Origin of the sequence: Desulfitobacterium dichloroeliminans LMG P-21439, assembly GCF_000243135.2 — a bacterium.
GTDB lineage: Bacteria > Bacillota > Desulfitobacteriia > Desulfitobacteriales > Desulfitobacteriaceae > Desulfitobacterium > Desulfitobacterium dichloroeliminans.
The window spans coordinates 2,739,465-2,753,874 of the sequence record NC_019903.1 but is presented as its reverse complement, the minus strand read 5'-3'; the positions used below and the strand labels follow the sequence as shown (position 1 = coordinate 2,753,874).

Sequence of the window (14,410 nt, the reverse complement as noted above, 5' to 3'; positions counted from 1 at the left end):
TATAGGAACAGCAGGGAGGGATAGATTTGCAGGACGTAGTCATCGTCAGTGCGGTTCGTACGCCCATCGCCTCCTTCGGAGGCGCCTTGAAAGGGTACGGGGCCATCGATTTAGGAGCACTGGTTATCAAGGAAGCGGTGCATAGAGCAGGTATTCAGGGAGAGCAAGTGGATGAAGTCATCATGGGCAATGTTCTGCAAGCCGGACTGGGGCAGAATCCTGCCCGCCAGGCAGCCTTGAAAGCAGGGTTACCTGTAGAAACGACAGCGCAAACCATCAATGTGGTTTGTGGTTCGGGACTTAAATCCATTGCTTTAGCAGCACAGGCTATTATGGCTGGAGATGCCGAAATTGTTGTAGCAGGTGGTATGGAAAGCATGTCTGATGCGCCCTTTCTCTTGGAGCAGGCGAGATGGGGCCAACGCATGGGCAATGGAGCCATCGTCGACAGCATGATTAAGGATGGTCTTTGGTGCGCCCTCAACGATTATCATATGGGCATAACCGCCGAAAATGTGGCTGAACAATTCGGAATCAGCCGCGCCGAGCAGGATGAGTTTGCGGCTTGGAGCCAGGAAAAGGCAGTAGCGGCCATCGAAAGAGGTAGATTTAAAGACGAGATCGTTCCAGTGGTGATTCCACAGAGACAAGGAGAACCGCTTATTTTCGATACTGATGAATATCCTCGGGCTGGTACAACCGTGGAAACCTTAGGGAAGCTAAGATCCGCCTTTAAACCGGACGGTACAGTAACCGCCGGTAATGCTTCCGGCATTAATGATGCTGCTGCAGCTTGTGTGCTGATGCTTAAAGAGAAGGCTGATTCCTTGGGGCTAACTTATCTGGCGAAGATTAAAGGCTATGCCATGGCAGGAGTGGACCCGGCGATCATGGGTGTCGGGCCGGTCACTGCGGTAAAAAAAGCCTTAAAGAAGGCAAAAATTGCGTTGGCTGAGCTTGATCTCATCGAAGCCAATGAAGCCTTTGCCTCCCAAACCCTAGCCGTGGCCAAGGAATTGGATTTTCCCACGGACAAGGTGAACGTCAATGGAGGGGCCATTGCCCTGGGACATCCCATCGGTGCCAGCGGCACACGGATCCTTGTGACACTACTTCATGAAATGGAGAAAAGAAATGATAAACTCGGCCTGGCCACCCTTTGTATCGGCGGCGGGCAGGGTATCGCTCTTGTCGTTGAGCGCTAACCCTTGAGGAGCTCCCCATTCGGCAGCTTCGCATTTTGTTCTTACTTGTGCAGATTCAAAATAGCGAAGCTGCTTATTTTTTAACCACTTCGTTTACTATAGATAGATATCGCTTACTTAAAAGTTCTATAGTCACCTCAGTTCAACCAGTGTAGATTAGACGCAGTTTATCTCCTTAGAGTTTCATCCATTTAAGTACCTTCAGTACAGGGAAAGGAATGATACTTAAGATGTCGACTACCTTGGTAAAAACCCGCTTCGGTATGGTGGAAGGTAGAAGAGAAGGAAGGGTTAGCATTTGGCGGGGCATACCTTATGCAGCACCTCCCCTTAACTCTCGCCGCTTTCGTCCACCACAAGAACCAGAATCATGGGCAGGGGTGAGAGAAGCCAAAGAGTTTGGGCCGGCTTCACTTCAAGGGGAAAGCCCTTCCATGATATTTTTGAGTGACTCGCCAGTACATAAAAATGAAGATTGCTTATATCTCAACATTTGGTCCCCAGGTGCCGATGATAAACGACGACCGGTGATGGTTTGGATTCATGGGGGTTCCTTCATGTATGGCTCGGGTTCAAGCCATTTATATGACGGGAAATCCTTTGCGGAACAAGGAGATGTGGTTATTGTAACGCTCAACTATCGCTTGGGTGTTTTTGGTTTTCTTCATTTAAGTGATATTGGAGATGAGGAATATCGAGGTTCAGGCAATTGCGGACTCCTGGATCAAGTAGCAGCCTTAAAATGGGTTAAGGAAAATATTGAGGGATTTGGTGGAGATCCGAATAATATCACGATTTTTGGTGAATCAGCAGGAGCTGTCAGTGTGGGCAATTTATTATCTATGCCCATGGCCAAAGGTCTTTTTCAGAAAGCAATTCTGCAAAGCGGAACGGCCCGCTGTAAAGTAGCCCTTGCGACAGCAACGAAAATGACAGAACAACTCCTTAGCGAGCTCCAGGCTGATAAGCAAAATTTAACGGCATTACAAACCATTCCGGCCGAGAAAATCTTAAAGGCCATCGAGATTTTCCCCCGTCGGGCTTTGGGTCCGGTTGGGGATGGAATTATCATTTCGGAACAACCGGAAAAAGTTCTATATGAAGGTTTTGCCAAAGATATTCCGGTACTAGTTGGCACGAACGCCGATGAAAATGCACTTTTCTCTTATTTCGATCCGGCCTGGAAACAGATGGATGAACATAAGATAAAGCTGTTTTTTGAGCAAACATTTGGCTCAAGCTGGACGAATATTTCCCAATATTTTGCCCAGGAAGAAGCCTTAACCAAAGCCAGCTATGAAGATGCCATGACTCATTATGTCTTTACCTATCCGGCCATTTACTTTAGCGAAGGTCAAGCAAGGCACGGCGCCCCGGTGTGGATGTACCGGTTTGACTATGGAAGTAGGGCCTTAGGAGGGGAATTAAAGGCTTTTCATGGCCTGGAAATTCCTTTTGTATGGAATACCCTACTCAATCCGGCTACGGAAAAGATAACAGGGAAGGATGCCGATCGTTACCGCTTAGCCGAACTGATGCATCGAGCCTGGATCGCTTTTGCTCATCAGGGTGATCCGAACAACACGACATTACCTAATTGGCCGCTATACGATGAGGAGAACAGGGCCACAATGCTTTTCAACACTAACAATGAAGTTATAAATGATCCTAATGGTCAGAAACGTTTGAGTTGGAAAGAAATCTTTGCTTAGTAAAAGAGGAGGGATGGATTGCCGAGACATGAATTGGGAACAAGTCTTTGATAATCTCTGCTAACAAGAAGGAGGAAAAGAAATGTCAAAACCAAAAAAAAGTGTAGCTATCCTAACGTTTTTAGTTGTTTTGATGATGGTCCTATCGGGATGTGGTTCACAATCTAGTTCAGCAGACAAACAAAATACTCCAGATACGAATCAAGCCAGCCAGTCACCGGGGACCCCCCAACAGGGTGGATCCTTGACGGTGGCTTATGTGGCCGATGTAACTAATTTTGATCCAATAAAAGGTACGACAGGTAATGATCATGCCTTGCTATGGCCCATTTATGATACCTTGGTTAAATTTACAACGGATATGAAACCAGAACCAGGTTTAGCCGAATCCTGGGAATTTACGGATAGCAAGACCATCGTGCTCCATCTTCGCGAGGGTGTAAAGTTCTCCGATGGTACCCCCTTCAATGCTGAAGCCGTGAAATTCAACCTCGATCGTGTTAATTCCAAGGATTCGCAGATTAGTGATCTAAAAAATATTCAAAGTGTAGAAGTTGTTGACGACAAAACGGTGAAGCTTCTTTTGTCCCAGCCTGATTCTTCAATCATCTTAGCCTTATCTGATCGCGGGGGCATGATGGTTTCGCCTACGGCAATCAACACCCTTGGCGCAGATTATTCGCAACATCCTGTAGGTGCCGGTCCCTTCATAGTGAGCAATCATATCCCTAATGGAGAGATTGGCTATGAAGCCAATAAAGATTATTGGCAAAAGGGCTTGCCCTATCTTGATAAACTGATTGTCAAAGTGATTCCTGATGCCAATTCCCAAATCAATGCCCTCAAAACCAGCCAAGTTGATTTTCTTGCTAATGTTCAACCGCAGATGGTTGCTACATTAAAGGCTGATCCTAATATTGTCTTAAAGCCTACGAACACCTTAGCTTTAAATATGCTTTATCTGAGAACGGATGCATCGCCCTTCAATAATAAGGCTGCAAGGTTAGCAGTATTATATGGAATTAATCGTCAGCAATTGATTGAGGCCATTAACTTTGGTCAAGGGACAGTGGCTGTTCAACCCTTCCCTAAAGATTACTGGGCACATGACGATAGTATCGACGTACCCTATGACCCCGAAAAATCCAAGCAGTTGCTGAAGGATGCCGGTCTGAGTAATGTTTCTTTCACCTTAACAACCTATCCTATTGAGTGGTGGACAAGGCTGGCTAATGGAATTAAAGGACAGCTTGAAGAGGTAGGAATCACCGTAAATATTGAAACTTTAGAACCCAATGCAGCGGTTAAGAGCTTTCTTGGTGATAAAGAGACCAATGCCCTGACAGGCAATTGGTCTGGACGGCCTGATCCCCAGATGACCATTAACAGTCTTTATGGAAAAGACAGTTATTATAATCCGGGAAGAGCTACTACTGAAGAACTTGAGGCACTGATCAAAGAGGCTGCTGCTACCACGGATCAGAATCAACGTGCCGAACTGTATAAGAAAATAGTGAATACGTCAGTAGTCGAAAATGCCTTCTCCATTCCCACCTTCTCCCAACCGATGACGGCAGCTATGAACAAGAAGGTCCAAGGTTTTGAGCCAAACATGTTAGGAAAGGCGATCTTTTCATCTCTTTGGGTAGAACAAAAATAAATTGTTCTGGCTATATCTGCTTCGGAAAAAAGTGAAGTGGGATTTCGATCCTGCTTCACTCAATTTTAAAGGAGGGTAATAATGTTTTTGAAATTCATGCTGCGACGCTTAGTATACGTCATCCCCATGCTGTTCATTACAACCCTCGTCGTCTTTTCTTTAATACTACTCATCCCGGGTGATCCTGTCCTGGCCATTCTCGGTGAAAATGCTACCTATGAAAAAGTTGCCGAATTACGTCACCAATTAGGCCTTGATCAATCTGTGCTTATGCAATATATCCATTGGTTAAATAATGCTCTTCACGGCGATTTAGGGAGATCGATCTTTACCGGGCAGCTTGTCGGGCAAGCCATAGGGCAGCACCTTTCGGTCACGATCCAGCTGGTGGTGGTGGGGATGACTTTTTCGATTGTCGGTGGAATGTTTTTTGCCATTACCTCCATTTACTATCCTAAGAGCTGGATGGATTATGTTGCCCGCTTTTTAGGAACTTTAGGCACAGCCATCCCGAATTTCTTGTGTGCCATGATCCTGATTATCATTTTTAGTTTAAAGCTGAATTGGCTTCCAGCGACCGGATTTATAAGCATTACCGATGGAGCCGGATCTTTTGCGAAATTTATTTTGTTGCCGGGCTTTTCCTTGAGTTTAGCCGGAATAGCCGTCATTACACGCCAGTTGCGCTCCTCATTAATGGAAACCATGGATGCGGAGTATATACGTACAGCCTATGCCAAGGGTGCAGGTCGCTACCGAGCTATTTTTAAGCATGGCCTCCAAAACGCTATGCTGCCTGTTGTCACGACTATTGGTCTCTTAATGGGAACCATGTTAGGGGCCACGGTCGTTGTGGAAAATATTTTTGCCATTCCGGGTATGGGACAACTGGTGATTAACGCCATTGGCCAGCGTGATTTCACTGTGGTGCAGGGTGTGGTACTGGTGATGATTCTGATGGTCGTTGTGATTAACTTCATTACAGACATTGTGTATGCCTTATTGGATCCACGAATCGAGTATTAGAGGGGAGCCGGGAGAATGAGTTTTAAAACAATCTTCAAACGCTTAATGGCGGAAAGACTCGCCTTTATCAGCTTTATTTTTCTCGCCATTCTCGTCATAATTGCCCTACTTGCTCCTCATATTCAACCTTATGACCCATTCAAGCAAGATTTAACAAAGGTCATGCAGCTCCCCAGTGCCGAACATTGGCTGGGTACAGATGGGTTAGGTTGTGATGTTTTGAGCAAAATGCTTATGGGATCACAGACTGCCATTAAATCATCCTTGTTTGCTATTATGATTCCACTCTTTATCGGGGTGCCATTAGGGGTTTTGAGCGGTTATTTGGGCGGCGTTATCGATGATATTTTTATGCGCATCGTCGATGCCATCATTGCCATTCCCGCCCTCATTCTGGCCTTAGGAATCACCAGCGCTTTAGGCGTTAACCTCTGGAATGCCATGATGGCTATTGGAATAGTCTTTACCCCCAAATTTGCCCGTTTGGCCAGAGGTCAAACTCTGCAAGTACGCTTAGAACCTTATGTCGAGGCTTCGAAAATTTCCGGAGCGGGTTTTCTTTGGATTATGATCAGACATATCCTTCCCAATATCTCGCCGCCCATCGTTGTTCAGGCTTCCTTTAATCTCAGTATTGCCATCCTAACGGAAACTACCCTTAGCTTTCTGGGGATGGGTGCCCAGCCTCCTGATGTCAGCTGGGGGAACTTGATCCAGCAAGGATACAGTTTGATCTATATTAATCCCTGGATGATCGTCTATCCCGGTATTGCCATTATGCTGACCATTCTGGCCGGGAACTTTCTGGGTGATGGTCTGAGGGTCGCGCTTGATCCTAAACAACAAAAGATACTGTAAAAGGGGGGAGATACTTGCATACAGAAACACCCATACTGGAAGTCAATCATTTAAAAACCTACATCCCGACCCCCAAAGGTGAGATTAAGCCTGTGGATGATATTTCATTTTCAATTCAGAAAGGTGAGATTGTAGCATTAGTCGGCGAATCAGGAAGTGGGAAAAGTGTTTCTTCTCTTTCCATCATGAGATTGAACGCAAGCGCCATCAAATATCGCCCGGATAGCTCCATCCTGTTTGAAGGACGCGACTTATTAAAACTAAAGGAAAAGGAATTAAGGAAAATTCGAGGCAATGATATTGCGATGATTTTCCAGGATCCCATGTCAGCGCTAAACCCGGTCCATCCCATTGGCAGGCAAATCGCCGAAGCAATCCTGCTTCATAAAAAGGTCAGCTACAAGGAAGCGCAGCAAACTGCCCTGGATTTGCTGAATAAAGTCGGCATTCCTGACGCCCAAAGGCGTCTTAGTGATTACCCCCATCAATTATCCGGCGGGATGAGGCAAAGAGCGATGATTGCCATAGCCCTGGCCTGTAATCCGAAGCTGCTGATTGCGGATGAACCCACAACTGCCCTTGATGTTACCATTCAGTCTCAGATCTTATATCTCTTGCGCGATTTGCAGAAGAAGTTTGGTATATCTATCCTCTTGATCACCCATGACCTCGGCGTTGTCGCAGAGACGGCAGACCGCGTCCTTGTTATGTATTGCGGAAAAATCGTCGAAGAAGGCAATGTGGAAGGGATCTTTGCCAACCCTCAACATCCTTATACTAAGGGGCTGATGGATAGTATTCCCTCATTAGCCGGACCTTCAAAGGAAACTTTGGACGCGATTCCAGGGGTAGTACCCAATCCCCTTGAATTGCCCAAGGGCTGTAATTTCGTGACACGCTGTAGCTTCGGCATGGATAAATGTCACGAGGTCGCTCCTGAATTGGCGCAACAACCCTCAGGAAATCGTGTGTCCTGCTGGATCCACTCATCAGGGAAGGGGTATGAGGAAGATGACAGAGAATCAACCGCTATTGTCACTTAAAGGGGTAAAGAAATACTTTCCGGTGGGAAGTGGACTTTTCGGTAAAAAGAATAATTTTGTCAAAGCTGTGGATGGTGTCAGTCTGGATATTTATCCCGGTCAAACCATGGGTCTGGTCGGGGAGTCCGGCTGCGGAAAGTCAACCATAGGCAGAATGGTGGTGGGGCTTACCAACCCCACCGCTGGGGAAATCTACTTCGAAGGAAAAAAGCTCTCTGAATACAAGAGCAAAAAAGAAATGGGCAAGAATCTCCAGATGATCTTCCAGGATTCCTATTCTTCCCTAAATCCCAGAATGTCCGTTGCCGACATTATTGCTGAACCTCTGGTTCTGCATAAAGTGGGGACCAGTAAAGAGCGTAGAAAAAGAGTGGATGAACTACTGGAAAGAGTAGGGCTGGCTACCTATCATGGCAGCAGGTATCCCATTGAATTTTCAGGAGGACAAAGACAAAGAATAGGAATTGCCCGAGCCCTGGCCTTACAGCCCAAACTGATTGTCTGTGATGAGCCTGTTTCAGCGTTAGATGTGTCCATTCAAGCCCAAATCCTCAATCTCTTGAAAGAAATCCAAAGAGATATGGGGCTGTCCTATCTGTTTATCGCTCACGGTATTCAAGTGGTGAAGCACATCAGTGATAAAATCGCCGTCATGTATTTAGGTAAAATATCCGAATTCGCCGAGAAAGAGGAGCTGTTTGCCAACCCTCATCATCCTTATACCAAGGCCTTATTAGCGGCCGTCCCCTTACCTGATCCCAAGCTTCGGGATCGCGAACGGATTATCTTAAAAGGAGATCTACCAAGCCCGGCAAACCCTCCTACAGGCTGTCGTTTCCATACACGCTGTCCGGTGGCCATGGAAAAATGTAAGGAAACTGATCCGACGCTCATTCGAACCTCTAAAGATAGTCTGACAGCTTGTTTATTATATGATAGCTCCACTGTCCCAGAGTGTGTGACCTTAAACTAGTAATTACAAAGCAAAAAACTAGCCCCGCGCAACCGCGGGGCTAGTTTTTTTCATACGTGTCAGATATTCTTGCCTCTATGAGCCATCACTGATGAATGGAAAAAATGTCTTCGGGCGCAAGCCACGTTTTCTTTAAGTTAATATAGTGGTGCTCTACTTAGACTCATTATAAAACTTGATAAATTGTTGAATCATCGGATTATCTTTATTTTCCTTATGAATCAAGATGCCGATTCGGCAGTTGATTTTATCCCGAATGGGGGTCGTAATCATGCCGTCTAAAACCTTCGGGAAGAACTTCGCCTGTCTGGCAGCACCGAGGGTGATGTGCTGGCCTTTCTGTAAGATATCATAAAAAGTAAATAAGTTGCTGACAGAGAACTTGATATTGTCTAAACCATACTTGGCAAATAGGTCTTCAAAAGGGGAAGGGGAATGGCTTGTCGGTTTATAGACGATCAACTGTTCCTTGCTTAAGGCTTTAAGGGAGATGCTTTTAAAGCCTTGCTGGGCAAAGCGACTGTCCTTATGAGAATAGACCACGAATTTGATATTGCGCATGGGGTAATAGCACAGCTCATCTGTGATTAACTCATTATATAAATCATCAATCAACATGATAATTCCTACATAGTCTTTGCTTTCATGGACCTGATGGATTATTTCCGGCACACCCATTTCTTGATAACTGAGCTTAATGTTTGGATATTCGCTGGTAAATTTATTAATGACAGTGGAATTGCTATCGCCGGCAATATTGGCCGGACAAAGAATGGTTAGATTTCCTTGCCTGTATGGCCGTGTTTTATTGTCATCGGCAAAAGCTCGGATCATCTTCTTTTGTTCATTCATGGCGTTTTGAGCCCATGCCAATACTTGTTTCCCATGTTCGGTTAGGGTAATACCACGATTAGTCCTTATAAATAGCTCCGTGTCAAAATACCGTTCAGTTGTTGCCATCATCTTGCTCAAATTTGCTTGGGTAAGGTGAAGGTTTTTACTGGCCTTGTTGATCGACTGACAGCGAGCGACCTCGACGAAATACTTCAAGTATTCAACTCTCATCTAAAGACCTCCAATTACGCCAAATAGATGGTGCTTTCCGCCTTCTACCCTTATTCTATCAGAATGTGCTCGTTATAACAATTTAAATATAACAAAACCAATTTTCACAACATATTCATGTCTACACGTCAAGCAAGCTGTGTAATATAGTTACCTTAAAGGGACGAATCATAATATTCAACCATAAGCTAAGGAGGTTTATCATGAAACAAAAAGCATTAACTGAGAAAGTAATTGTTCTCGGTGTCGATGGCTTTGACCCTAGATTAGCCAAGAAATTCATGGATCAGGGAAAAATGCCTGCCTTGAAAGAATTCACACGCAAAGGGTCAGCCAGAGAAGATTTAGTACTCTTAGGAGCAATGCCAACAGTAACTCCACCCCTCTGGACAACTTTGGCCACGGGTGCGAATCCCGGAACCCATGGCATTACTTGTTTCTTTGCATCCGATCCTGTGAATATTGACACAATGTACTATAATTTAGATTCCCGTAAATCAAAAGCTGAGCCTTTGTGGAATGTCTTTGCTGAAGAAGCTGGGAAGAAGACCTTAGTCTGGCACTGGCCTGGATCTTCTTGGCCTCCGACCTCAGATAGCCCGAACCTTCATGTCGTTGACGGCACCCAGCCTTCAGGGATCAACAATGGAATCCCCTTTTTGGATATCCTGAAAGTAATCACCGGCTCTGAGAAAATTGCTTCCAGCCAATACCTGCCCAATACCTCCCATGTCGCCCCGGGCCAAGGCTGCATTATTGACAATGCTGCAGACTTGATGGAAGAAGGAGCACAGGCAGAGACATCTGTATTTCGTAAAGTAATTGCGGCCGGTAATAATGCCAAAGGTTTTCAATTTAGTATTACGGAGCAAGACGAATGCGAAATTGAAGCCCTGGGTAATATGATTTGCGATACCATTAAAGCGGCGATTAAACCTGCCGAAGGCTGGGCTCAGGCACCGGCACAGGCCAAGGAATTTACTTTCTTTGTATCTAATGGTTTAGAACGACGCCCTGGCCTAATCGTGCCAAACGAGCTAGGAGTCTATGATACGATTCAACTCTATAAATCCAAAAAGGCAAGTGCTTCTTACCTGACCCTGAAAAAAGGAGAGATCTGCTTTGATGTCAGCGACACGGTCAAAAATGATGAGGGAGCTGATGTTCCCTGCAACCGTAATTATCAGTTGCTGGATCTAGCCGAGGACGGTTCAAAATTCAATATCATTATCAATAATGCTTCTCAGGTTGGGCGTGATGATTACTTCCATCCCAAAAGCTTATATAAGGAAGTCGTGGAGAACATCGGCAATGTTCCGGTGAATTTCCGGGTCAACGGTTCCAACGAAGTACTGGTGCGTGAGACCATGCTCCCCTCTTGGGACAATTACTGTGCTTGGCAGGCAGCGTGTCTGACCTATTTTATGAAGCATGACAAGTATGATATTATCTTCTCTCACCTTCATAACCTGGACGGAGTAGGACATTATTTCTGGCATTACGCTTGTAAGCAGGAAGAATGGAAGGACAATAATGAGCTTGCTTACCAGCAATTCCAGGAAGAAGCATACTGCCAGACAGATCGCTATCTAAGCCAATTTTTGCCCTTCCTTGATCAGGGCTGGACCATTATCATTACCTCCGATCATGGTTTGCTTACCCAAGAATATCACGGGGTAATTCTCGGTGAGATTCACGGGGTTAATGTTCCTGTAATGGCTGAATTAGGGTATACCGTCATGGTTAAGGATGAAAACGGTAACGATACCAAAGAAATTGACTGGACCAAAACCAGAGCCATCGCGATCCGCGGCGATCATATCTATATCAACCTCAAGGGAAGAAACCCTCATGGTATTGTGGACCCCGCCGACAAGTATGAACTGGAAACTCAGATTATTTCAGATCTGTATAACTACCGCGATCCCCATAGTGGCCGCCGGGTTATCTCGGTAGCAGTACGCAATAAAGATGCAGTACACTTTGGCATGGGTGGTGAACAATGCGGCGATATCGTTTATTTCACGGAAGAAGGCTTCAATAAAATTCACGCTGATTCACTTTCCACCCAATGGGGATATGCCGATACTTCCGTTTCCCCAATCTTTGTGGCTGCCGGCCGCGGCATCAAAGAAAATTGTGTCACGGAACGTGTGATCAGACAGGCTGATGTGGCCCCCACCATTGCCCTGCTCACCGGCGTGAGAGTACCGGCTCAGTGTGAAGGTGCACCGATCTACCAAATCATTTCCGAATAAGCTAAAAGAATTGATCAAAAAGTCATGTCTCAGTGATATATAGCCAGTGTTAAGTAAAGCACGGCTATATATTGCTGAAACATGGATATAAGTTTACAAATGTCCCTGAGGAAAATAATGAATTCAACACCATGAAGGAGTCAGAAAAATGCCATTAAATCAATTGAATTCTACTTCTTTCGACGAAATGATTTATAATAAAGGTCAAGCCTGTTTGGTTATTTTCTCAAGAAAAACCTGTCATGTTTGTCAAAAGGTCGTCCCCGTCCTGGAAGAATTGCAGCAGAAATACGAAGGCAAATTTGCTTTTAGTTATGTTGATTCTGAAGAAAACACCGCCCTTTTTCAACGATTCTCTTTAAAAGGTGTGCCCCAAATCCTCTATTTTAGTGAAGGCGAATATCGAGGGAAGCAAACCGGTCTTGTTGATGAGGAACTAATCGAGGAAAAAATCGCAACGATCCTGGAAGCAAATCCACTCTAACTGTAGTAAGAGATTGCTAAAATCTTATTTTAAAGGAGGGAATCAAAGCGCATGGGTAGGGATGAAAAAAACGTAGAATCTATCAATGAGGAAGAACTAGAATCTCTATCTGAAGATGGTGGTAAACGCAGACCGTTGACTGGCGGAGTGGCCTTATTTGTCAGTGCCCTGGCAGTCATCTGGACCCTATACACCATTTATTCCACAATTTTTGGCGTGCTGAATGTACTGGTTTACCGTGGAATTCATTTGACCTTCGCACTGGCACTAGGCTTTATATTATTTCCGCCAGCAAAAAAGCTTGCAAGTAATAAGGTGGCATATGCCATCGACATCGTATTGGCACTGACCAGTGTATCTTTAGGTATTTATGTCCTAAATAGCGCAAGTAGTTTTGCGGATCGGATTGGAATTCCCAATCAAGCAGACTTTATCTTTGGGGCCATTGCCGTGGTGCTGATTTTAGAATTAACCAGACGGGTTGTCGGAAAATCCATGACCATCGTGGCTACTGTGTTCTTAGTTTATGCCTTATTTGGCAAACACTTACCATCGTTTCTCGCTCATCCGGGTGTGGACGTAAAGATGCTTACAAGTACCTTGCTCATTTCCCTAGAGGGTATTTTCGGGGTAGCCTTGGGTGTTTCCGCCAATCTGCTTCTGATATTTATTGTAGTTGCCCAGTTTTTAGTGGGCACAGGGACTGGACAATTTATTATGGATCTATCGAGTTCCTTGATAGGCTGGGCGAGGGGAGGACCGGCCAAGATCGCCATCATCAGTAGTGGCTTATTTGGCAGCATATCCGGCAGTGCGGTAGCCAATGTACTCAGTACCGGAGCTGTGACCATACCGATGATGAAGAAACTCGGCTATAAGCCTCATTTCGCAGGTGCGGTCGAAGCTGCAGCCTCAACCGGAGGACAAATCATGCCACCCGTCATGGGTGCGGCGGCCTTTGTCATGGCGGAGGTCTTGGGGGTACCCTATGCTAAAGTTTGTGTTTCCGCTGCCCTGCCTGCTATTCTCTACTATATCGCCTTGTTGATCATGGTAGATTTAGAAGCAGCCAAAACCCGTTTGACCGGGATTCCCAAAGAAAACCTGGTTCCGGTGAAAAAGACCCTAAAAGAAGGTTGGTTCTATATCATCCCCCTAGTTATTTTGATTTATTTAATCATGACGGGCAGTTCTCCCCAAAGAGCTGGGGTCATTACCATTGCTGCCAGCATTATCATCAACCTTCTAAATTGGAAAAACCGCTTATCAATCAAACAATATCTTGATTTATTAAAAGAAGGAAGTCTGGGTTGTATTTTAATCGCCATGGCCTGTGCTACAGCTGGGATCATCATGGGCTGTGTTAATCTCACCGGGCTTGGCCCCAATTTCTCAGGTGTTCTGGTATCTTTAGCTTCAGGTAATCAATTGGCGTTACTTCTATTGACTATGGTGTCTTCCATCATTCTGGGTATGGCTTTACCGACCTTGATTTGCTACATGATTTTAGCTGTTCTCATCGCCCCGGCTTTAGTCAGCATGGGAGTAGAGCCTATGGCCGCCCACCTTTTCGTCTTATATTTTGGGGTAGTAAGCTTTGTGACCCCTCCGGTGGCTTTGGCAGCCTATGCCGGTGCAGCCATCGCCAATTCCAATGCTATGAAAACAGGCTGGGCGGCTGCTAAAATTGCGACATCTATGTTTGTGCTACCATTCATGTTCGTATACAATCCGGAGCTCATCTTGATTAACGGCATAGGTCTAGGTACACTACCCATTATCGTTACATCTGTGATTGGTATAACCGCGATTTGTATGGCCATCCAAGGGTATATATTTACTCCAATTAAAAATTGGTTGATAAGGTTAATCCTGTTTGTCGGAGGCTTAAGCCTAATTTACCCCGGAATATATACGGATCTATTTGGAATAACATGTTTTGTGCTGATAGTTATCACAAACTATAGGTTTAAGAAAAGAGTCCAGGTTGCATTAAGTGAATAATTTAAGGTTTGCAGTGTCCAATGTCATTTAAATCTCATCTTTTCAAGGATATCTTTCAGGATTATCTATGTTATCTTAGGTCTCAATTTGGAAAATCTCCAATAAATTTAATTTAGGAGGGC

General features: G+C 45.1%; 11 protein-coding genes. 10 read left to right on the top strand and 1 reads right to left on the bottom strand.

Going from position 1 to position 14,410, the window contains the following annotated elements; translation table 11 throughout:
• Positions 1-26: 26 nt before the first annotated feature.
• The 7 genes from DESDI_RS13070 (at position 27) to DESDI_RS13040 (ending at position 8,477) form a co-directional block, all read left to right on the top strand.
• Positions 27-1,205, top strand: a complete 1,179-nt coding sequence (locus DESDI_RS13070) for an acetyl-CoA C-acetyltransferase (RefSeq protein ID WP_015263087.1) — start codon at positions 27-29, stop codon at positions 1,203-1,205.
• A gap of 230 nt (positions 1,206-1,435) precedes the next feature.
• Positions 1,436-2,917: a carboxylesterase/lipase family protein gene (locus tag DESDI_RS13065; RefSeq protein ID WP_015263086.1), complete on the top strand. Its 1,482-nt coding sequence runs from the start codon at positions 1,436-1,438 to the stop codon at positions 2,915-2,917.
• Positions 2,918-2,999: 82 nt separating this feature from the next.
• Positions 3,000-4,577, top strand: coding sequence for an ABC transporter substrate-binding protein (locus DESDI_RS13060; protein WP_015263085.1), 1,578 nt, complete (start codon positions 3,000-3,002; stop codon positions 4,575-4,577).
• 81 nt (positions 4,578-4,658) lie between these two features.
• Positions 4,659-5,603: an ABC transporter permease gene (locus tag DESDI_RS13055; protein ID WP_015263084.1), complete on the top strand. Its 945-nt coding sequence runs from the start codon at positions 4,659-4,661 to the stop codon at positions 5,601-5,603.
• Positions 5,604-5,618: 15 nt separating this feature from the next.
• Positions 5,619-6,461, top strand: a complete 843-nt coding sequence (locus DESDI_RS13050; protein ID WP_015263083.1) for an ABC transporter permease — start codon at positions 5,619-5,621, stop codon at positions 6,459-6,461.
• Positions 6,462-6,475: 14 nt separating this feature from the next.
• The gene (locus tag DESDI_RS13045; RefSeq protein WP_015263082.1) at positions 6,476-7,504 is read left to right on the top strand and encodes an ABC transporter ATP-binding protein; all 1,029 of its coding nucleotides are present in this window, start codon (positions 6,476-6,478) and stop codon (positions 7,502-7,504) included.
• Positions 7,473-8,477, top strand: a complete 1,005-nt coding sequence (locus DESDI_RS13040) for an ABC transporter ATP-binding protein (RefSeq protein ID WP_041219484.1) — start codon at positions 7,473-7,475, stop codon at positions 8,475-8,477. Before DESDI_RS13045 ends, DESDI_RS13040 begins: the two co-directional genes overlap by 32 nt.
• A gap of 153 nt (positions 8,478-8,630) precedes the next feature.
• On the opposite strand, the gene DESDI_RS13035 is transcribed toward DESDI_RS13040, so the two are convergent.
• A complete protein-coding gene (locus DESDI_RS13035; RefSeq protein WP_015263080.1) occupies positions 8,631-9,542 on the bottom strand; it encodes a LysR family transcriptional regulator in 912 nt (303 codons plus the stop codon).
• Positions 9,543-9,745: 203 nt separating this feature from the next.
• On the opposite strand from DESDI_RS13035, the gene DESDI_RS13030 reads away from it, so the two are divergent.
• The 3 genes from DESDI_RS13030 (at position 9,746) to DESDI_RS13020 (ending at position 14,288) form a co-directional block, all read left to right on the top strand.
• A complete protein-coding gene (locus tag DESDI_RS13030) occupies positions 9,746-11,800 on the top strand; it encodes an alkaline phosphatase family protein (RefSeq protein WP_015263079.1) in 2,055 nt (684 codons plus the stop codon).
• 148 nt (positions 11,801-11,948) lie between these two features.
• Positions 11,949-12,284: a thioredoxin family protein gene (locus tag DESDI_RS13025; protein WP_015263078.1), complete on the top strand. Its 336-nt coding sequence runs from the start codon at positions 11,949-11,951 to the stop codon at positions 12,282-12,284.
• Positions 12,285-12,335: 51 nt separating this feature from the next.
• Positions 12,336-14,288: a TRAP transporter permease gene (locus tag DESDI_RS13020; RefSeq protein WP_015263077.1), complete on the top strand. Its 1,953-nt coding sequence runs from the start codon at positions 12,336-12,338 to the stop codon at positions 14,286-14,288.
• Positions 14,289-14,410 lie beyond the last annotated feature (122 nt).